This window comes from Shewanella sp. HL-SH8 (genome assembly GCF_051165765.1).
Lineage (GTDB): Bacteria > Pseudomonadota > Gammaproteobacteria > Enterobacterales > Shewanellaceae > Shewanella > Shewanella glacialimarina.
The window spans coordinates 3665764-3686745 of sequence record NZ_CP195039.1 but is presented as its reverse complement, the minus strand read 5'-3'; the positions used below and the strand labels follow the sequence as shown (position 1 = coordinate 3686745).

Below are 20982 nucleotides of genomic sequence, written 5' to 3'. Positions count from 1 at the left end.
TCGACCAAGAAGGAACCAATTACGCAGAGGGCTTATGAATAATTTAGTGGATATATTTTGTGATGTCGATGATTTTTGTACTGTATTTATCCCACAATGGAGAAAGCAGTGCTTAACAGATGGTACGCGTAAACGCCAACGCCAGAGCAGGATGGATATGAGTGAAATAATGACTATAATCATACTCTTCCATACGTCTCACCATCGTGATTTCAAAAATTATTACACTGGATATCTTGCTCGATTCTTTAAATCAGACTTTCCCAACTTACTCAGCTATACCCGTTTTCTTGAGCTGATGCCGACAACAGTCGTACCACTATGCAGTTATTTTTCCAGCATCAGAAGTCTACCGACGGGGATAGAGTTCGTTGATTCAACCTGCGTAAAGGTTTGCCATAATTTGCGAATTCCTCGACATAAAACCTTATCAGGCCTTGCTCGTCGCGGAAAAGGGACCATGGGATGGTTCTACGGGTTCAAGCTTCACCTCATCGTTAACCATAAAGGCGGTATTGTTGCTGCCAAAATAACAGCTGCCAATATGCATGATACTCAGCCTGTTTCAGGGATGGTGGTGAACGCAATGGATAAGCTGTATGCGGATAAAGGCTATATCAGCAAAGCGTTGGCAAGCGACTTACTTGAGAAAGGCGTGACCTTGGTAAACAATGTTCGCAAGAACATGAAAAAGAAGGTTTTATCACTGTGGGATAGAGCCATGCTTTCAAGACGATTTATTATAGAAACCATCAATGACCAGCTTAAAAACATCTCACAAATCGAGCATTCGAGACACAGAAGTGTGCATGGTTTTATGCTTAATATGATTGGTGGTTTAATCGCTTATCAACTCAAAGAGAGTAAGCCAAAACTCAATATCACAGATGTCGATTTCAATGCGATTTCTGTTATGGCTTAAACCGATCTCAGGTTAAATTAATAAATTTTGGTAATGCGACAACGGCTAAAATAGCTAAAATTAAAATCACCACTACCAACTCAATTAAAGTAAAGCCCTGTTTAAGTGATGGGGGCGCTCCTGTCGTGATTCTATTCAGTGACATCTTTGCTGTCTTGATGTGTTAATCCTCGATATCTTAACCCCAGTGCGAATAATAAAAATAAGCAGCAAAGAGTCAGTAATGGTGTTTGTCCAATACGTTTGAACCAAGTTTCACCTTGATAAAGCGCAACGTCATTAACCAATACAGCTGTTTCAAATTGAGGCAGGATGTCGACAATTTTACCATAAGGGTCAACTACTGCGGTGACGCCATTATTGGTTGCCCTGAGTAAAGGTTTACCCATTTCAATTGCACGCATTTGCGCAATTTCCATATGCTGCAATGGACCATTTGAGGTACCAAACCAAGCATCATTTGATACAGTAAGTATAAAGTCAGTATCGGTTTGCGTATTGGCTCTGACCTGTTCTGGAAAAACAATTTCATAGCAAATCGCTGGAGCCACTTTATATCCTGCAGCAGATAAGTTTGGCTGAATAAAATCACCCCGTTGAAAAGAGCTCATTGGCAGATTGAAAAAAGGCGCTAATGGTCTTAATAATTCTGCAAAAGGGACAAACTCCCCTATAGGCAATAAATGATGTTTTCTGAATTCATTATCACCGTTAATTTGATAGTCAGCACTAGGTTGTTGCTTGCTGTGATGATTGCCTAAGACGATTAAAGAGTTATAAAAATCGTGCTCTTCTCGGCTAATAATGCCGGTAATAATGGCGGTGTTGTTTAAGTTAGCTACTTGGTTAGCATTAACTAAAAAGTCTTCAACCATGGCTTCTGGTGCAGGGATTGCGGCCTCAGGCCAAATCACAATATCAACACTCGATTTTTCGTCAAAATGATTGCGAGTTAAATCCATAAATTTGAGCATGGTTGGCCATAATGCATCCGGCTCCCACTTCATGCTTTGGGCGATATTACCCTGTACTAATGCTACCTTGACTGATTTTCCACTTGGGGTAATTGGGTTGAGATGTGGCGTGATGATTGCGGCAATAATGACAACAGATAAGACAGTAAGAACTGGCAATACCCGTTTTTGTGTTGCTAGCATGACAGCGCCAGCGATTATCGCCAGCACAAAACTGAGTCCAAGCGCCCCAATAACACTGGCTAATTCACTTAATGGCCCATTGGTTTGACTATAACCAATCCATAGCCATGGAAAACCGGTTAATACCCAGCCGCGAAGCCACTCTGTGACTATCCATAACGCTGGAAACAAGCCTAAATATTTAAATGTCAGCACACCATAATGGGTAGATGCCGACTGTGGGGTAATAATTTTATTGAGTAAGTAACCCGCTAATGCTGGGTAAAGCCCAAGATAGAGCGACAAAATAGCCATTAATGCTAATGAAACTATTAAGGGCAGCCCACCAAACGTGGCCATGCTGACGTGCACCCAGCTGATCCCGACGGCAAAGGTACCAAAGCCGAAGCTAAGCCAATAGCGAAAGGCATGTTTGCCGATTAACTGCTGACTTTGCCATAACGCAAAAGCCAGTGCCAACGGCATAAGTGGCCAAACATTATAGGGCGCAAAAGATAAAGAGGTACTTGCACCAGCAGCAAACGCGCTGATTAAGGTGATTAAACTTAATTGGCTTTGAGGTAATAATTTTTTAAACACAACTCGCCTTATTGATCGCTTTATTTTAACAATGCAGTTTGGGGTTAAGTGGCATCATGTAGATGCGTATTATGCCATGAGCCATTAGGCTATAAAGCCATTAACTTGCTACGACAGCGGATTTTAAAATGGATAAAATAAAAAAGCAGCTTAATTAACATTAAAGCTGCTTTATTGGTGTTAGATTTTTAATTAATAAAATTAGTTATCGTCGTTAATACTGTCAGAGTCAGGCAGTTTTACCCTTAATTGGATCAAACGGCGAGTGTCAGCATTAGTCACTTTAAATTCAATATTATCAATCATAATGGTTTCGTTTCGCTCTGGTAAGTGACCAAAAGCGTGCGAAACTAATCCGCCAACGGTGTCAAACTCTTCATCGCTGAAGTGGGTGCCACAGGCTTCGTTGAAATCATCAATTTCAGTTAATGCTTTAACAATGAATACCGTATTACTGATTTTTTTCACCTCAGTGTCTTCCACTGAACTGTGATCAAATTCATCTTCAATTTCGCCAACAATTTCTTCAAGAATATCTTCAATGGTCACAAGGCCTGATACGCCGCCATATTCATCGACAACGATTGCCATATGGTAGCGCTGTGAGCGGAACTCTTTGAGTAACACATCAACCCGCTTACTTTCAGGTACAACTACGGCAGGGCGGATAACTTGAGACAATGTGAAAGGTACATCTGAATTTTTGAAACCATATTTAAGCAAATCTTTGGCTAACAAGATACCTTCAATATGGTCTTTATCTTCATTTACAACAGGGAAACGAGAGTGAGCAGATGCAATAACGGTTTCAAGAAGCTCATCTACCGTAGAATCAATTTGCAGAGTAACAATTTGTGAGCGTGGGATCATAATGTCTCGCACGCGTAGGTCAGAGACCTCTAACACACCTTTAATCATTTCGCGGGTGTCTTCAGTGATTAAGTCGCGCAGCTCTGCGCCATCTATCACGTCTACTAAGTCTTCGCGATTTTGAGGTTCGCCCTGGAATAATTGGTTAAATTTATCGAACCAACTTTTCTTATAGGCGTTTGTACTCGGGGGGATATCGTCACTCATAATATTTAACTAAATAGATAATTGGGCATCGATGTTATCTTGTGCCTGAAAATCTATTTATTTATGCTTCCTTATAGGGGTCTGTAAAACCTAAATGTTCAAGGAGTTGGGTCTCTAAAGATTCCATTTCCTCAGCTTCTTCATCGATAATATGGTCATAACCTAGTAAATGCAAGCAGCCATGTATCACCATATGAGCCCAGTGGGCTTCTAGGGATTTATCTTGCTGTTGTGCTTCTTTTTCTACCACATCAACACAGATGATTAAATCACCCAATAGTGGCAGATCAATTTCAGCAGGCGCTTCAAATGGAAAAGACAATACGTTAGTTGGTTTGTCTTTGCCACGGTATGTATGATTTAAATGCTGACTTTCGCTCACTTCCACAAGACGGATGGTTAGCTCTACTGCAGGCATTGTTTGACCCACAGCGATGCGTACCCATGATTCAAACTGCGCTTGAGTAGGCAAATTGTTTGCTTCAACCGCAATTTGCAGATCTAAATCTAAATTGATCTTGCTCATTTCGTCATGCTCACACTTTCTTGGGCTGCAAGCTGCCGTTTTTGTTCCCGCTCTTGGTAAGCTTTTTCTTTAGCCGCTTTCTCAAGCTGCTCTTTTTGCTCGAATGCTTCATAGGCTTCAACTATGCTGGCAACAATCGGATGACGAACAACATCTTGAGCCATAAAAAAGTTAAAGCTGATTTCAGGCACTTCACTTAATACTTCTATTGCATGACGTAGGCCAGACTTTTGACCTCGGGGTAAATCTGATTGAGTGATATCGCCGGTGATCACCGCACGAGAATTAAAACCAATACGGGTTAAGAACATTTTCATTTGCTCTACCGTAGTATTTTGGCTTTCATCCAAAATAATAAAGGCATCATTTAATGTGCGACCACGCATGTAGGCTAAGGGTGCAACTTCAATTACGCTACGCTCAATCAGTTTTTCTACTTTCTCAAAGCCCATCATTTCAAATAATGCATCGTAAAGTGGGCGCAGATAAGGGTCGACTTTTTGACTTAAGTCACCGGGTAAAAAACCCAGTTTCTCACCAGCTTCAACCGCGGGGCGGGTGAGTAAAATACGGCGCACTTCTTGGCGCTCATAGGCATCCACAGCTGCAGCTACTGCTAAATATGTTTTACCTGTACCGGCTGGTCCTACACCAAAGCTAATATCATGGCGAGTAATGTTATGCATATACACGCTTTGATTTGGGGTACGAGGCTTGATGACACCGCGTTTAGTTTTGATACTAATACCAGAATCATTCAGGCCATCATCGGCCTCTAGTGCGACCGCTTCTTGGATAGCCAAGTGCACCCTGTCAGGCTCTAAGTCAGGGGTACTACCTTTTACGGTTTGAGTTTCAATATAGAGTTGCTTGAGAATATTATTAGCGTTAAAGGCATTACGCGGTAGACCAACAATAGTGAAGTGATTATTTTTATGAATAATCTCAACACCCAAACGGCGCTCTAACTGTTTAATATTATCGTCAAATGGGCCGCATAATGAAGTTAAACGGCGTGTATCTGAGGGTTCCAGATACAAATTCATGGTAGTCACTTTAGTCGACAAATAAGGCTCCGTTAATTGCTGTGCTGATCATTTAAAAACAGTGTACGTAGGTACTGGAATTAATTCTAGCGTCCTGCATAAATAGAAACAAAAAATAAAAGGTGGACCAGCCACCTTTTATTTTATCTTGATACGCTTAAACCTGACTTAAGGTTTAAATTGGGTCACACCTATTTCATCATCTAGCTTATGCTTAGCTAAAATTTCAGCAGGGCGTAGGTTTCTGCGTAAGTCCATTTCAGCTTCACCGCGAACAAATTTACCGCGTAAAGAGTTAGTGTAAACATCAACAATCTCGACATCGACAAAACCACCAATGCTTGAATGTGGCGCTTCAAAGTTAACCACACGATTGTTTTCAGTACGACCACGTAATTCCATTGGGTTTTTAACCGACGGGCCTTCGACTAATACCCGTTGCACTGTGCCTAACATTTGACGGCTATAGCGCATGGCTTGCTGGGTGATACGGTCTTGTAAAATAGCTAGACGCTGTTTTTTCTCTTCATCTGATACGTTGTCTGGCAAATCTGCAGCAGGTGTACCTGGACGAGCACTATAAATAAAACTAAAGCTGTGATCGAAACTCACATCTTCAATTAACTTCATTGTGTCTTCAAAGTCTTGTTCAGTTTCACCTGGGAAGCCAATAATAAAGTCTGAGCTGATATGAATATCAGGGCGGGCTTTACGTAAGCGACGAATAATAGACTTATATTCGATTGCCATGTGGCCGCGCTTCATTTGAGTTAAGATGCGATCAGATCCTGATTGCACCGGTAAATGAAGAAAGCTAACTAATTCAGGCGTATCTTGATAAACATCAATAATATCTTGGGTGAACTCAATAGGATGGCTTGTCGTAAAACGAATACGATCAATACCATCAATACTGGCGACTAAGCGCAGTAACTCAGCAAAGGTACAAATTTGGTCGTCATGGGTTGCACCACGAAACGCGTTAACGTTTTGGCCTAAAAGGTTAACTTCACGTACGCCTTGTTCAGCTAATTGCGCAATTTCTAGAATGACATCATCGACAGGGCGACTGACTTCTTCGCCACGGGTGTATGGCACCACGCAGAATGAACAATACTTGCTACATCCTTCCATAATTGACACGAAAGCCGTTGGACCATCAGCGCGGGGCTCGGGTAAACGGTCAAATTTTTCAATTTCAGGAAAACTGATGTCGATAACCGCTTTCTCGCCACGTTGAATTTGATCAATCATGTCTGGAAGGCGATGTAAGGTTTGTGGGCCAAAAATAATATCCACGCATTGAGCGCGATCTTTAATGGCTTTACCTTCTTGGGAAGCCACGCAGCCGCCCACGCCGATAATTAAATTCGGGTTTTTATCTTTCAAGGTTTTCCATCTGCCTAATTGATGGAAAACCTTCTCCTGCGCTTTTTCGCGAATAGAACAAGTATTAAGCAGTAATATATCTGCTTCACTTGGATCTTCGGTCAAGGTATAGCCTTGATATTCGTCTAATAAATCGGCCATCTTAGATGAGTCATACTCATTCATTTGACAGCCCCAGGTTTTAATATGAAGTTTTTTACTCATCACTGCTCGCCGGTAACCTATAGTAAAAATAGCGCGATATTTTACCTGTTGTCGGGCCTTGTGGCTAGCCTTTGTGCAAGTTTCGTTAATATTACCCAGGCAGAGACAATACCCTTGTTTTAGGTAATGACTTAATCGCATCTTAATATGCTCGCCTTTTAGAGGTTGTTTACGGGTTAAACACGCCAAAAACTGCTACATCGTTTGACTGGTAACTTGCTTCCAGGACTATTTTTTTGTTCAAGTTTTCGATTAACGCTCGTCAGTATTTCCGTGCTTTATTGATATAGGGCATAATTGAACCGATTTTGATAACTTAACCTAATACTTGTTAATCATTGAGTTTGTGTAGACTGTTATACCTACTAAGTGATGTTTATTTACCCAAGGAAGTCGCATGTCGCAGAATCAATCCACATCAGAGCCTATTAGTACAGCTGAGCATTCAGGCAATCAATCACACACTCGCCATTTTGATGTTGTTATTAATGGCGGCGGCATGGTGGGAGCTGCTGTTGCTGTTGGGCTTGGGCAGCTTGGATTATCGGTTGCTGTGATTGAGGCTCGGGCTCCACAAGCCTTTGATGTCAGCCAGCCTTTAGATGTGCGAGTATCGGCTATAAGTGTTGCATCAGCGCAGTTGCTGTCGCGCCTAGGGGTTATGGAGAATTTACTGGCTTTACGCCATGTACCTTATACTGGGCTTGAAACATGGGAAATGGAAAGCTGTGTCACCCAGTTTAGTGCTGAGCAAGTGGCTGAGCCATTGTTAGGTTACTTCTTTGAAAATAGGTTGATTCAACTGGGTTTGTGGCAACAGATTGAAACTTTAACTAATGTTGAGCTTTTTTGCCCCGCTAAAGTGGTTAAATTTGAACGCATAAAGCCATTGGGTAAGGGGGCGTCGTTAGATGTTGCCCAAGATGCGATAACGATTGAACTTGATAATGGCAGCATATTGTCGACTCATCTTTTAGTCGGTGCTGATGGGGCTAACTCACAAGTAAGGCAATGGGCAGGTATAGGCCTTACCGGTTGGGATTACTCGCAATCGGCTATGCTGATTAATATTGAAACTCAAACCCCGCAGCAGTTTGTTACATGGCAACAGTTTACGCCCCTAGGTCCCCGAAGCCTACTGCCTTTGCCGGGCAATAATGCGTCATTAGTCTGGTATGACTCGCCAGCACGCATAAAACAATTAATGCAGCTTAATGATGCCCAGCTAGCTGAACAGATCAAAGAAAATTTTCCGTCGCGTCTAGATCCTCACTTTACTGTAAAGGCTAAAGGTAGTTTTCCGTTAACACGTCGTCATGCCCAACGATACTATGAGCCTAATTTAGTGATACTGGGCGATGCTGCTCATACCATTAATCCCTTAGCGGGGCAGGGTGTCAATATCGGATTTAAAGACGTCGACATATTAATCACACAGGTAGCCAGTGCGATTGGTAATGGTGAAGTGTGGTGGCATGACTGCGTGTTAAAACGTTATCAACAAGCCCGATATGTCGATAACCAGTTGATGATGACCGTAATGGATGCCTTTTATGCAGGATTTAGTAATGATATTTTACCCCTGAAAATCCTGCGAAATGGCATGTTGAAACTGGCTAACATCGACGGGCCTATTAAGCAGAAAGTGCTCAAATATGCACTTGGCCTATAACTGAAAAATCTTAAGCTAAAATGGCTTTCGTTAATCGGTGTTTGTTGGTAGCCAAATTGAGTGTTAAAATGCCGCGTTTTAAAGCTGCAGTGCAATATGTGCTGTGGGTAATTCAAACAATATTTAGGTTGTCATGAGCCACATTAAACTGATTGTAGGGTTAGCTAACCCTGGTGCTGAGTATGCGCAAACCCGCCACAACGCTGGTGCTTGGTATGTCGAAGAGCTTGCTCGCATTTTTAATGTGCCACTGGTCCCAGAGAGTAAATATTTTGGATTATCAGCTAGAGTGACCATTAACCACCGTGATGTGCGTTTATTAATTCCAACGACTTTTATGAATCTAAGTGGTAAATCTGTTGCTGCTTTAGCGAATTTTTTTCGTATTTTGCCAGAAGAGATTTTAGTTGCCCACGATGAGCTAGACATGCCACCCGGTGTTGCTAAATTTAAATTAGGCGGCGGACACGGTGGTCATAATGGTTTAAAGGACATTATTTCAAGTCTGGCTAACGATAAAGGTTTTCATCGTTTACGGATAGGTATCGGCCATCCTGGTGATAAAAATAAAGTCAGCGGCTATGTATTGGGCAAAGCCCCTGCAACCGAACAAGAATTGATTGTTGCGGCTATTGATGAAGCCGTACGCGCGACAGATATTTTATACAAAGAAGATATGGTGAAAGCCATGAACAGACTACATTCGTTTAAAGCTGAATAGCTTGGCGATACTATTTCGAACGTCATTATCATTAAGATAATTCTACATATAAAGGTATGCATATGGGTTTTAAATGCGGCATAGTTGGTTTGCCAAACGTTGGTAAGTCAACGCTGTTTAATGCGTTAACACAAGCGGGTATAGAAGCGGCAAATTTTCCGTTTTGTACTATTGAGCCAAACACGGGCGTGGTACCGGTACCAGACGCACGTCTTGACGCGTTAGCTGCTATTGTCAAACCTCAACGTATTTTGCCTACTTCTATGGAGTTCGTCGATATCGCTGGCTTGGTTGCTGGTGCATCGAAAGGTGAAGGTTTAGGTAACAAGTTTTTAGCTAACATTCGTGAAACCGATGCAATCGGTCACGTAGTACGTTGTTTTGAAGATCCGAACATTGTCCACGTAGCGAACAAAATTGACCCAGCTGGTGATATTGAAGTGATTAATACTGAGTTAGCTTTAGCAGACTTAGACGCATGTGAACGTGCTATTTTTCGTCAAGCCAAACGTGCTAAAGGCGGCGGCGGTGATGCAAAATTTGAAGTAGCAGTACTTGAAAAAATGCGTCCAGTGTTAAACGAAGGCCAAATGTTGCGTTCGTTGGCATTAACCAAAGAAGAGTTAGCAGCCGTTGCTTACCTTAACTTCTTAACCATTAAACCAACAATGTATATCGCTAACGTTGCTGACGATGGTTTTGAAAATAACCCGCATTTAGATGTCGTCCGTGCTATTGCAGCAACAGAGAATGCTATTGTTGTACCAGTATGTGCCGCTATTGAATCTGAATTAGCCGAAATGGAAGCTGATGACCGCGCAGAGTTTATGGCTGACCTTGGTTTAGAAGAGTCAGGTTTGGATCGCGTAATTCGTGCTGGTTACGAATTATTGAATCTACAAACCTACTTTACTGCGGGTGTAAAAGAAGTTCGTGCCTGGACAGTGCCAGTTGGGGCTACTGCACCACAAGCTGCTGGTGTCATTCACACCGATTTTGAACGTGGCTTTATTCGCGCGCAAGTTATGGCATATGATGACTTTATCACTTACAAAGGTGAAGCGGGCGCTAAAGATGCGGGTAAATTACGCGTAGAAGGTAAAACATACGTGGTTAAAGACGGCGATGTAATGCATTTCTTATTTAACGTGTAATATTGACTGTTTTAGGGTTAACGGTTGCATTTTTTAACATGGAGTTGGTAGGATTAATTGTCATAAAAGGATAATTATTATCAATCTAGGTAAAAATATCCGTTTACCTAAAATAGTCAGCCCGTATTAGTTTAGGTTGAAATCTGGGCGTGTGATGTAAATGACAGCATTTTAGGTCGCTAATTCGTTGGAAGATCATTCAGTTTGGTGAAGTAATAGCCGAATAAACAAGAATGATGAAATAAGCGAAAAAAAGCAGTTGACCTCGATACCTTGAATAAGCATAATACGCCCCGTTCCTCAGTAAGAGGGCGATGAAAAATGTAGTGGCAATATAGCTCAGCTGGTTAGAGCACAGCATTCATAATGCTGGGGTCGCAGGTTCAAGTCCCGCTATTGCTACCATCTTCACTTAAAGTGAGTTCAAGATGTAAAACAAGAACAGTTGTGCGGGAATGGTGAAATTGGTAGACACGCCAGATTTAGGTTCTGGTGCCGCAAGGTGTGAGAGTTCAAGTCTCTCTTCCCGTACCATTTATTAGAGAAGCTGGCTTGTGCGGGTTTTTCAAAAGTGTTTCAGTTGGGGTATCGCCAAGTGGTAAGGCACCGGGTTTTGATCTCGGCATCCCCAGGTTCGAATCCTGGTACCCCAGCCATTTTATTGTAAGCGTAATTTTTTTAGTTTGACCATAGTCTTAAACAGATTATTGGGGTATCGCCAAGTGGTAAGGCACCGGGTTTTGATCTCGGCATCCCCAGGTTCGAATCCTGGTACCCCAGCCATTTTTAGTAATAAAAATGTGGCAATGTAGCTCAGCTGGTTAGAGCACAGCATTCATAATGCTGGGGTCGCAGGTTCAAGTCCCGCCATTGCTACCATATTTTTATATGGAATGGTTAGCTAGAGCAGTAAGTTAATTTCAAAAGTTTATTCTAATATGAATTAGGGTATACTCGTAAAAAGTTTGATGCGGGAATGGTGAAATTGGTAGACACGCCAGATTTAGGTTCTGGTGCCGCAAGGTGTGAGAGTTCAAGTCTCTCTTCCCGTACCATCAAATTGTCTAAAGTAATTCATTCGTTATAAAAATATTGGGGTATCGCCAAGTGGTAAGGCACCGGGTTTTGATCTCGGCATCCCCAGGTTCGAATCCTGGTACCCCAGCCATATATAAAAACCTGTCTTTATGACAGGTTTTTGCGTTTTTGCAACATCATAATAGTAGACCATGTTTGAAGTGCATATCAGCTAAACTGGCATTGATATGAGACCCCTTACATTAGTGTTCATTACCTTCCTAGCAATTCAAATAGCATTAATATAACACTGTCTAGATAAGCTAAATTGTTATTGCTATCATGCAGTATTACTTTTCGGGACATTCAGGATATTGATGAATATTGAAATAAAAGATATCACCATTCAAGAGGTCAGTTGCTCAAACTGCCAAGCTTGTTGTTGCCGATTAGAAGTGATGATCATTTCAGACACTGGTGTGCCAAAAAAACATATCGCTTTCGATAAGTGGGGTGGCGAAACCATGTTGCGCTTAAACGATGGCTGGTGCTCAGCATTAGATAGAGAAACTATGATGTGCACGATTTATGAAAATCGTCCCTGGATTTGCCGTGAATTTGAGATGGGTTCATATGAGTGTGTCACTCAAAGGGCCGAGGTAAGTTAGTCTTCACTTATCAGCCAGTATCGAGATAAAAAAATGCCGCTAATATAATGTTAGCGGCATTGTCGTTTTTAATGGGGATTAATTTAAGCCACGGCGTTTAAGCAGTGCATCTGTAGTCGGTGCTTGTCCTCTGAAGGATTGGTAGGCTTCCATTGGTGGGACGCTATTACCTACCTCGCGAATAGTTTTACGATACTTCATGCCTATTTCACGGTTTAGACCACCTTGAGTTTGTACATAAGCAAAGGCGTCAGCGGCTAAGATTTCACTCCACATATAAGCATAGTAACTAGCAGAATAGCCTCCAGGGAATGAATGCGCAAAGAAGCTTGATTTATAACGTGGTGGTACCGCAGCAATATCAACACCATGCTTTTTGAGTGCAGCGGCTTCAAAGGTAACAACATCTTGCAGTGGCGCATCAGCAGGTAATGAATGCCATTCTAAATCCACTAGTGCAGCGGCCATGTATTCCAATGTGTCGAATCCCTGGTTAAAGCTACGTGCGTTAAGTAATTTTTGCAGTAGGGCTTCTGGGATCACTTCGCCGGTTTGATAATGCTTTGCATAGTTTGCTAATACTTCAGGATGTGCAGCCCAGTCTTCTTCAAATGTTGATGGGAACTCAACAAAATCTCGAGATACTGAAGTGCCTGCTAAGCTTGGGTATTTCACCTTTGAGAACATTCCATGGGTGCCATGACCCATTTCATGGAACATTGTCGTTACTTCATCGTAGCTTACAAATGTTGGCTCACCGTCAGGGGCTTTTCTAATGTTCATCACATTAACGACCACAGGCTTGGTATCAAGCAAAGTCGATTGGCCGACGAATGAGCTCATCCATGCTCCACCACTTTTACCTTCTCGGGTAAAATAGTCTGCATAAAAGATGGCGATTGAGCTACCATCGACATCAAACATTTCATAGGCTTTGACATCTTCATGATATACAGGCAAGTCTGGACGTGGCTTCAAGGTCACACCATAAAGTTTTTCAAGGGTGAAAAACACCCCATCTTGTAACACACGTTCAAATTCAAAATACGGTTTAATTGATGCTGAATCTAAATCAAATTTTTCCTGGCGCACCTTTTCTGCGTAAAACTCCCAATCCCATGGTGCCAGGATAAAGTCACCACCGGTTTTGTTGATCATAGCTTGAATATCGGCAGCTTCTTTTTCAGTATTAGCGATAACGGCAGGTACCATAGAGCCAAACATGCTATATACCGCTTCAGGTGTTTCTGCCATTTGAGACGATAATTGATAATCTGCCCAACTTTTAAAACCTAATAACGCTGCACGCTCGGCACGAAGTTGTGCTAAACGTGAAACTAACGATGCGGTTTCATTTTCGCCGCTTAGCCCACGATTAGCTGATGCTAACCAGATACGCTCACGTAGTTCACGGTTTTCAAGTTTGGCTAGAACAGGCTGGCGCGTAGTGTTAGTGATGTTGACTAAGTATTTGCCCGTATGACCTTGTGCCTCTGCGTCCATTTGGGCTGCTCGAATACTGCTGTCCGATAACCCAGCTAACTCATCAACAGATTCAACTATTACCGCACTTTGTTTGGTTAGTGACAGTAAGCGTTGGCTAAACTCATTCGTTAAGTTTGATTGCTCTTCGTTTAATAAACGGATTTTTGCTTTTTGTTGGTCGGTTAACTTGGCGCCAGCAAGCACAAAACGCTGATGATACACCTCAATTAAGCGCACCTCTTCGGCGGTTAAGTTGAGTGCATTACGTTGCAGGTAAAGGCTATCAATGCGTGAAAAAAGAGCACTATTCAGGTGAATGTTATCTGAGTGCGCAGCCATAATAGGCGCCATTTCGGCTTTAATTTCAAGTAAGGTTGGATTGCTATTGGAGCCGGTTAGATTGTAGAAAATTTGCGAAGTGCGAGTCAGTAATTCGCCACTGGTTTCTAATGCGATAATAGTATTGCTAAAGCTTGGTGCTTCACTATTGTTCGCGATATTAAGAACCTGCTGATAATGTTCTTTAATGCCTTGCTCTAAGGCAGGCTGAAAATGTGCATCTTTGATAATGCTAAAGTCGGGTGCTTGATATTGTAGAGCACTTGGGGTTAACAATGGGTTTTGCATTTGTACATTTTTAGCGGAAGATGCTTGAGTTGTTGATGAATCATGAGTGATTGAACAAGCTGTTGCCATCAAAGATGCTGCTATTGATACTGCCAGTAATGCCTTGCGCATATAAGTAAACCTTCAATAAATGATACCTATTATTTTTGTGCCGACAAGGTAACAAGCCTATCTTAAAAGCATCTTAATCTGACAGGATTAGCTAGAATGGCATTTTACCGCATAAAAAAATGCCGTCTGTAATAATACAAACGGCATTAATAAAATGGTATCAGTATATGTTTACTGAATGACGTGCTTAGTGACGGAACATCGCTGAGATAGACTCTTCGTTGCTTACACGACGAATTGCTTCAGCGAGCACTGCTGACATTGTTAACTGAGTGACTTTAGCAACCTTAAGCATTTCAGCACTTAAAGGTACTGTGTCAGTTACAATCACTTCATCAATCACTGAATTAGCAATGTTTTCTGCAGCATTACCAGAGAAGACAGGGTGAGTTGCATAAGCAAACACGCGATTAGCGCCGTGTTCTTTCAATGCTTCAGCTGCTTTACATAGGGTGCCACCTGTGTCGATCATGTCATCAACAATAATACAATCACGGCCTTGAACATCACCTATGATATGCATAACTTGTGCAACGTTGGCTTGTGGGCGGCGTTTATCAATAATGGCTAAATCTGAATCATCCAGTAATTTAGCAACTGCACGGGCGCGAACTACACCACCAATATCAGGAGAAACAACCACTGGATTATCTAATTTCTTCGCTAACATATCTTCAAGTAACACTGGGCTACCAAATACGTTATCTACAGGCACGTCGAAGAAACCTTGTATTTGTTCAGCGTGTAAGTCGCAGGTTAATACGCGGTCTACACCAACACTTGATAAAAAGTCTGCAACTACCTTAGCGGTAATAGGGACACGAGCACTGCGAACACGACGGTCTTGACGTGCATAACCAAAGTAAGGAATTACAGCGGTGATACGGCCTGCAGAAGCACGGCGTAATGCATCAACCATCACGATTAACTCCATCAGGTTATCGTTGGTTGGCGCACAGGTAGATTGGATGATAAACACATCCGCACCACGTACGTTTTCGTTAATTTGAACACTGATTTCACCGTCGCTGAAACGGCCTACAACTGCGTCGCCAAGTTTACAAAATAAACGGTCTGCAATCTTGATGGCTAGATTTGGGGTAGCGTTACCAGCAAAGAGCTTAATGTCGGGCACTTTATGAACCTCAGGTGTTTGCATTAAAATTAGTGGCTAAATCAATTTTACGTGTTAGCACTCAAAATTGACTCAGAAGAATATTGTTCGAACTCATCTAAGCGCACTAGTAGCGGCGAAGTATTAAGCCCTTTTGCAACAAAACCTTTCATATTAGCAGGAAGTTGCGCTAAGACATCAAGAGCTTGTTGCGAACGCTCGAATTCCCCAAACACACATGCGCCTGTTCCGGTCATTCTCGACGGCGCATATTCTACCAGCCAGCTTAAGGCATTGGCAACTTCGGGGTGTTGTTTGGTTACCAGATTTTGACAATCATTGCTCCATTCATTGGACATTAATGTGTCCAGTTGTAGCTTGGGTGTACTACGGGGCAAGTCAGGGTCTAGAAATACACTGCGGGTACAAACGTGGACATCAGGAGCGATAACGAGATACCAATATTCAGTAGGATATACCGGCTGAAGTTGTTCACCCACACCCTCAGCGAATGCCGCTAAGCCATTAATAAATACAGGAACATCAGCCCCTAGCGCTAATCCAATCTCAGCTAATTTACTCACTGAAAGGTTCGTTTTCCACAGGGCATTTAACGCCACTAACGTTGTGGCTGCATCAGATGAACCTCCACCTAAACCGCCGCCCATGGGCAGTAATTTATCTAACCAAATATGCGCGCCGCCATGATAATTTGTGTATTTTTTTAAAGACTTTGCAGCCTTAAGAATTAAGTTATCGCTGTCGGGGACAGAATCCGAGATATTCGAATGAAGATGTAGCTCAGGTGTTTCTGTAACTTGGAAGTCGAGGTAATCGCAATGATCTATAAATTGAAATAGGGTTTGCAGCTCATGGTAACCGTCTTCACGTTGGCCAGTAACATGTAAAAATAAATTTAACTTGGCAGGAGCTGGCCAGCTTTTAGAGGTTGAGTGATTAGGCTTCAATTTATTATCCTATTATTAAGTGGCGTTTATTTTGGCGTCAATGCCTGCCATAAATTGGTCTGAATTTTTATTTGTACGTCCTTACGGACAATTTTTAGCTGCTTAGGCACCAAAACACCGCTTTGTTGCTGCCAGCTAACAAAACTGACTTGCCAGTCGGCTTCATCATCAGGACTGTTAAATTGGAGCACCTGACCAGAAGAATTATAGCTGATAACGTTATCTTTGCTGCCAATTTGTCCTGTAAGCCATAAAGGTATATCAGCAAATGGAATCGTTATCCCACTTACGCCTTCTAACAATGCTTGGGGGTTATTGTCGTGGTAGGTTTTTCCGTCGACCTCTAATGTTGCAAGACCTTGATCATTTTTCAGGGTGAGCACATTGGTGCCCAGCGGAGTGGTTAGGCGTAACTCATTTCCATTAAGGTGATGAAACCAATATAAATTAGTACTAAACTTATCTGTTGATGACTTAAAAGCAATTTTGCCCTGTAGCTCCCAATTATCGGCGTCTTTGACATGGGTGACTTCAATTGGCTGATACTCTTGTGTTGGCAATGAGGTACAAGCACTCAAAAATAGTATCGATGCGGTAATAACCAAAAAGTGAGCTTTAAAAAAACGTTGCAAAAGTAACTCGTGTACTAAGAAGTGATTCCTCTATAATACTGGGCATTGGCATTGTTGTAAAAATGCTTTTGTGATTAAGGTTTGTTAATCGGTTATTTGAAAGAAAAATTAGACATATATTCGGTTTTGTTAACCCTACAGTGTTTTTAATTAGCCTGATTCAGTAGAATAGCCTAATTAACGATACCGAGAAAAACTTAGAACGAGTCAGATGAGCCTAGTAGCAATCGGGATAAACCATAAAACCGCCACAGTAGATCTACGTGAAAAAGTCGCTTTTTCACCAGATAAAATACATGATGCGATGAAAAGTTTGGCAAGTCGCACCACCACAGGCGAAGCTGTGATTGTGTCTACCTGTAATCGAACAGAACTTTATTGTAATAATGGCAGTGAAGCGGACATTATAGAATGGCTGCAGGATTATCATGGTTTAAAGCATGAGGACTTAATGCCATGCATTTATGTATATCGCGATCAAGTCGCAGTGAAGCATTTAATGCGGGTTTCCTCAGGGCTTGATTCATTGGTATTGGGTGAACCACAAATTCTTGGCCAGGTAAAACAAGCCTTTGTAAAAGCTAAAGAGGCTGGTACAACAGCGATAACCATCGACCGTTTATTTCAAAATACCTTTTCAGTTGCTAAAAAAGTGCGCACCGAAACTGAAATCGGCGCCGCAGCGGTATCAGTCGCTTTTGCTGCGGTGAGCATGGCTAAACACATTTTCTCAAGCTTGAGCCGTACTAAAGTCTTGCTTATTGGTGCCGGTGAAACCATTGAACTGGTTGCCAAACATTTAAAAGATAATAATGTAGAATCAATTATTGTCGCCAATCGCACTATTGAACGTGCACAAGCCATGTGTGAAGAGTTCAACGCGACTGCAATTACCTTGCAGCAAATACCTGATTACCTTGCTAAGGCTGATATCGTGATATCATCCACGGCTAGCCCTTTACCTATTTTGGGTAAAGGTATGGTTGAAAAAGCACTCAAGCAACGTCGTCATCAACCTATGTTGCTCGTCGATATTGCAGTGCCCAGAGATATTGAAGCGGAAGTCGGTGAGTTAGACGACGCTTTCCTTTATACTGTGGACGATTTACATAGTATCATTGAACAGAACATGGCTTCCCGTATGGAAGCAGCCGAACAAGCTGAATTAATAACTGAAGAACAATCTCATATTTTTATGGAATGGGTACGTTCTTTAGAGTCTGTTGACAGTATTCGTGAGTATCGCAGCCAAAGTGTGGCAATTAAAGATGAACTGGTCGAACGTGCCTTGAACAAATTGGCTCAAGGTGGCGATGGCGAGCAAGTGTTATTGGAATTAGCAAATAGACTAACCAATCGCCTCATTCATGCCCCCACACAAGCATTAACGGTCGCAAGCCGTCAGGGCGATTTGAATACGTTAGGACAATTAAGAATAGCGCTCGGACTCGATAAAAATTAAGGTTAGCGAGCTAAATGAAACAATCCGTTATCCGCAAGCTTGAAGGCTTGCTTGAGCGAAATGAAGAAGTATTGGCATTACTATCAGATCCTGGTGTAATTTCCAATCTAGAGCGTTTTCGCGCATTGTCAAAAGAATATTCTCAACTTGAAGATGTCGTCAAAGGGTTTAAAGAGTTTCAACAAGCGCAGGACAATCTAGCGTCAGCGAAAGAAATGCTTGAAGAAGACGACGCAGAAATGCGTGAAATGGCCCAAGAAGAAATGAAAGCGGCTAAAAATGAATTAGCCCGTTTAGAAGATGAGCTTCAAATTCTATTACTGCCTAAAGATCCGAATGATGATACCAATGCATTTATGGAAATTCGTGCGGGTGCAGGCGGTGATGAAGCGGCTATTTTTGCGGGTGATTTGTACCGTATGTACAGCCGTTTTGCAGAAGCAAACCGCTGGCAGATGGAAATCATGAACGTCAATGAAGGCGAACATGGTGGCTTTAAAGAAATTATTGTTAAAGTCAGTGGCGAAAGTGTTTACGGCAAATTGAAATATGAATCGGGCGGACACCGTGTACAGCGTGTTCCTGAAACAGAATCTCAAGGTCGTGTTCACACCTCAGCTTGTACCGTAGTAGTTATGCATGAAGTGCCCGAAGCAGAAGCGATTTCAATCAACCCTGCCGACTTAAAAGTGGATACTTTCCGCGCATCTGGTGCAGGTGGTCAGCACGTTAACAAAACCGATTCAGCTATTCGAATTACCCATATTCCCAGCGGAATTATTGTGGAATGTCAGGATCAACGCTCACAGCATAAAAACCGTGCCCAAGCGATGAGTGTACTGGCTGCCCGTATTCAAGCTGTTGAAGATGAAAAACGTCGTAGCGAAGAAGAAACAACTCGCCGTAGTCTTGTGGCAAGTGGTGATCGTTCAGAACGTATTCGTACCTATAATTACCCACAAGGGCGAGTCAGTGATCATCGTATCAACCTGACTCTTTATCGTTTAGGTGAAATAATGGAAGGTGATCTCAATGCATTACTTGATCCTATTATGCTAGAACACCAAGCGGATTTACTTGCGGCCTTATCAGGCGATTAAGGAGCAACCTTGCCCCAGTCATCGTATTCAACAATAGTTGAAGCCCAGCAATGGGCTTTTTCACAATTGGCATCAACCTCTGACTCTGCCCATGTAGATGCAGAGGCTCTGCTTATTCATTGTCTCAATAAAACACGTAGTTTTTTATATACCTGGCCTGAGCGCACACTGACCGTTGAGCAGTTTAAAAACTTTCAGCAGATGGTTAAAAAGCGTCAGCAAGGCATGCCAGTTGCGCATATTATTGGTGAGCGAGAATTTTGGTCATTACCTTTTATTGTCAATGAATCAACACTGATCCCACGCCCAGATACTGAAATATTAGTTGAAACCGCATTAAATTTAGACATTCGATTTAATGCTAGGGTGCTGGACTTAGGCACTGGGACTGGCGCGATAGCCTTATCTATTGCCCATGAAAGACCTAAATGGCGGATAACAGCAATTGATAAAGTGCCAGAAGCTGTCGCCTTAGCTAAAGCTAATCGAGCAAACTTACAACTTGAACAAGTTGAAATATTACAGTCAGACTGGTTTAGCGCGGTAAAAGATCGTGATTTTGATTTAATTGTCTCCAACCCTCCGTACATCGCTGAGCAAGACGAACATTTAAGTATTGGCGATGTTCGATTTGAGCCACAAAGTGCATTGACTGCTGCCGATGAAGGTTACGCTGATATTTACCATATAGCAGACAAGGCCCGTGAGCACCTGCTGCCTGGTGGCTTTTTATTACTTGAACATGGCTATCAACAAGCTATTAGAGTAAGAGAGAAAATGATCGACTTAGGTTACAAAGATGTCGCCACTGTAAGAGATTTTGGCAGTAACGATCGCTGTACTATAGGGAGCTGGACAGAGTAGTCATTACACTGATGCTATTGGAAAGCGGCTAGTTTATCGAGTAGACTAGCCGCTATTTTATTTATGCCCAACTGAGAACAACAATAATGGAAACATTTTACAGTTTATATCCAGCGGTAAAACATACTCATTTAATGTTTATTGCTTTAAGCGTCTCGTTTTTTGTGTTGCGTTTTGTATTGCACCTACGCCAATCACCGCTTATGGACAGAAAATTCCTTAAAGTGGCACCCCACGTAGTTGACACTTTTTTATTAGCGTCAGGGATCACCCTTTGCTTTATGATCAACCAATATCCATTCGTGGATCCGTGGATGACGGAAAAAATTATCTCTGTAGTGGCATATATTGCATTAGGGATCATGGCGCTTAAATCAAGCCGTAATAAACTGTTTAAGTTTTTCGCCTTCCTCGGCGCAATCGGTTGGTTAGTGTTAGCGGCCAAACTGGCTCATTTCAAACAAGTCGTATTAATGGGTTAATTGAT

General features: G+C 42.2%; 19 protein-coding genes and 7 tRNA genes. 16 read left to right on the top strand and 10 right to left on the bottom strand.

Annotated features, from left to right (window positions below):
- The first annotated feature begins 34 nt into the window (after positions 1 to 34).
- Positions 35 to 922, top strand: coding sequence for an IS982 family transposase (locus tag ACRWQN_RS16290; RefSeq protein ID WP_434938147.1), 888 nt, complete (start codon positions 35 to 37; stop codon positions 920 to 922).
- Between the two features lie 7 nt (positions 923 to 929).
- Here ACRWQN_RS16290 and ACRWQN_RS16285 read toward each other — a convergent pair whose 3' ends face one another.
- From ACRWQN_RS16285 to miaB, 6 genes are all read right to left on the bottom strand, one after another.
- Entirely contained in the window at positions 930 to 1067 is a 138-nt protein-coding gene (locus ACRWQN_RS16285; RefSeq protein ID WP_434938873.1) for a type IV pilin protein, read from the bottom strand.
- Entirely contained in the window at positions 1054 to 2658 is a 1605-nt protein-coding gene (lnt, locus tag ACRWQN_RS16280) for an apolipoprotein N-acyltransferase (protein WP_434938871.1), read from the bottom strand. The genes ACRWQN_RS16285 and lnt overlap by 14 nt, the downstream gene beginning before the upstream one ends.
- A gap of 201 nt (positions 2659 to 2859) precedes the next feature.
- On the bottom strand, positions 2860 to 3735 hold the full coding sequence (corC, locus tag ACRWQN_RS16275; RefSeq protein WP_434931315.1) for a CNNM family magnesium/cobalt transport protein CorC: 876 nt from the start codon (positions 3733 to 3735) through the stop codon (positions 2860 to 2862).
- Between the two features lie 61 nt (positions 3736 to 3796).
- Positions 3797 to 4261 (bottom strand): rRNA maturation RNase YbeY, encoded by a 465-nt coding sequence (ybeY, locus tag ACRWQN_RS16270; RefSeq protein ID WP_434926966.1) that lies wholly within the window; start codon positions 4259 to 4261, stop codon positions 3797 to 3799.
- Positions 4258 to 5328 carry a PhoH family protein gene (locus tag ACRWQN_RS16265; RefSeq protein ID WP_434931316.1) on the bottom strand — a complete coding sequence of 357 codons (1071 nt, stop codon included), beginning with the start codon at positions 5326 to 5328 and terminating at the stop codon, positions 4258 to 4260. The genes ybeY and ACRWQN_RS16265 overlap by 4 nt, the downstream gene beginning before the upstream one ends.
- A 147-nt stretch (positions 5329 to 5475) precedes the next feature.
- The gene (miaB, locus tag ACRWQN_RS16260) at positions 5476 to 6900 is read right to left on the bottom strand and encodes a tRNA (N6-isopentenyl adenosine(37)-C2)-methylthiotransferase MiaB (RefSeq protein ID WP_434926964.1); all 1425 of its coding nucleotides are present in this window, start codon (positions 6898 to 6900) and stop codon (positions 5476 to 5478) included.
- 397 nt (positions 6901 to 7297) lie between these two features.
- On the opposite strand from miaB, the gene ACRWQN_RS16255 reads away from it, so the two are divergent.
- The 11 genes from ACRWQN_RS16255 (at position 7298) to ACRWQN_RS16205 (ending at position 12132) form a co-directional block, all read left to right on the top strand.
- Positions 7298 to 8572 carry an FAD-dependent monooxygenase gene (locus ACRWQN_RS16255; protein WP_434938869.1) on the top strand — a complete coding sequence of 425 codons (1275 nt, stop codon included), beginning with the start codon at positions 7298 to 7300 and terminating at the stop codon, positions 8570 to 8572.
- 133 nt (positions 8573 to 8705) lie between these two features.
- Positions 8706 to 9293: an aminoacyl-tRNA hydrolase gene (pth, locus tag ACRWQN_RS16250; protein WP_434926962.1), complete on the top strand. Its 588-nt coding sequence runs from the start codon at positions 8706 to 8708 to the stop codon at positions 9291 to 9293.
- Between the two features lie 62 nt (positions 9294 to 9355).
- Positions 9356 to 10447 (top strand): redox-regulated ATPase YchF, encoded by a 1092-nt coding sequence (gene ychF / locus ACRWQN_RS16245; RefSeq protein WP_434938867.1) that lies wholly within the window; start codon positions 9356 to 9358, stop codon positions 10445 to 10447.
- 328 nt (positions 10448 to 10775) lie between these two features.
- Positions 10776 to 10852: transfer RNA gene (locus tag ACRWQN_RS16240), tRNA-Met, on the top strand.
- Between the two features lie 44 nt (positions 10853 to 10896).
- A tRNA-Leu gene (locus ACRWQN_RS16235) sits at positions 10897 to 10981 on the top strand.
- Between the two features lie 47 nt (positions 10982 to 11028).
- A tRNA-Gln gene (locus tag ACRWQN_RS16230) sits at positions 11029 to 11103 on the top strand.
- A gap of 52 nt (positions 11104 to 11155) precedes the next feature.
- Positions 11156 to 11230, top strand: a tRNA-Gln gene (locus tag ACRWQN_RS16225).
- A 19-nt stretch (positions 11231 to 11249) separates the two neighbouring features.
- Positions 11250 to 11326: transfer RNA gene (locus ACRWQN_RS16220), tRNA-Met, on the top strand.
- Between the two features lie 91 nt (positions 11327 to 11417).
- Positions 11418 to 11502: transfer RNA gene (locus tag ACRWQN_RS16215), tRNA-Leu, on the top strand.
- Positions 11503 to 11540: 38 nt separating this feature from the next.
- Positions 11541 to 11615, top strand: a tRNA-Gln gene (locus tag ACRWQN_RS16210).
- A gap of 226 nt (positions 11616 to 11841) precedes the next feature.
- Complete coding sequence (locus ACRWQN_RS16205) at positions 11842 to 12132, top strand: YkgJ family cysteine cluster protein (RefSeq protein WP_226413751.1); 291 nt, start codon at positions 11842 to 11844, stop codon at positions 12130 to 12132.
- 78 nt (positions 12133 to 12210) lie between these two features.
- Here ACRWQN_RS16205 and ACRWQN_RS16200 read toward each other — a convergent pair whose 3' ends face one another.
- The 4 genes from ACRWQN_RS16200 to lolB all read right to left on the bottom strand — a co-directional run bounded on the left by ACRWQN_RS16200 (position 12211) and on the right by lolB (position 17069).
- Complete coding sequence (locus tag ACRWQN_RS16200) at positions 12211 to 14355, bottom strand: M3 family metallopeptidase (protein WP_434938865.1); 2145 nt, start codon at positions 14353 to 14355, stop codon at positions 12211 to 12213.
- Positions 14356 to 14542: 187 nt separating this feature from the next.
- Complete coding sequence (locus ACRWQN_RS16195) at positions 14543 to 15490, bottom strand: ribose-phosphate pyrophosphokinase (RefSeq protein ID WP_226415846.1); 948 nt, start codon at positions 15488 to 15490, stop codon at positions 14543 to 14545.
- A 47-nt stretch (positions 15491 to 15537) separates the two neighbouring features.
- The gene (gene ispE / locus ACRWQN_RS16190) at positions 15538 to 16437 is read right to left on the bottom strand and encodes a 4-(cytidine 5'-diphospho)-2-C-methyl-D-erythritol kinase (protein ID WP_434938863.1); all 900 of its coding nucleotides are present in this window, start codon (positions 16435 to 16437) and stop codon (positions 15538 to 15540) included.
- A gap of 26 nt (positions 16438 to 16463) precedes the next feature.
- Positions 16464 to 17069, bottom strand: coding sequence for a lipoprotein insertase outer membrane protein LolB (gene lolB, locus ACRWQN_RS16185; protein ID WP_434926958.1), 606 nt, complete (start codon positions 17067 to 17069; stop codon positions 16464 to 16466).
- Positions 17070 to 17280: 211 nt separating this feature from the next.
- Here lolB and hemA point away from each other — a divergent pair, with 211 nt between their 5' ends.
- From hemA to ACRWQN_RS16165, 4 genes are all read left to right on the top strand, one after another.
- A complete protein-coding gene (hemA, locus tag ACRWQN_RS16180) occupies positions 17281 to 18531 on the top strand; it encodes a glutamyl-tRNA reductase (RefSeq protein ID WP_226413759.1) in 1251 nt (416 codons plus the stop codon).
- Positions 18532 to 18545: 14 nt separating this feature from the next.
- Positions 18546 to 19631 (top strand): peptide chain release factor 1, encoded by a 1086-nt coding sequence (gene prfA / locus ACRWQN_RS16175; protein WP_434938861.1) that lies wholly within the window; start codon positions 18546 to 18548, stop codon positions 19629 to 19631.
- 9 nt (positions 19632 to 19640) lie between these two features.
- Complete coding sequence (gene prmC / locus ACRWQN_RS16170) at positions 19641 to 20495, top strand: peptide chain release factor N(5)-glutamine methyltransferase (protein WP_434938859.1); 855 nt, start codon at positions 19641 to 19643, stop codon at positions 20493 to 20495.
- A gap of 86 nt (positions 20496 to 20581) precedes the next feature.
- Complete coding sequence (locus tag ACRWQN_RS16165; protein ID WP_434926955.1) at positions 20582 to 20977, top strand: SirB2 family protein; 396 nt, start codon at positions 20582 to 20584, stop codon at positions 20975 to 20977.
- Positions 20978 to 20982 lie beyond the last annotated feature (5 nt).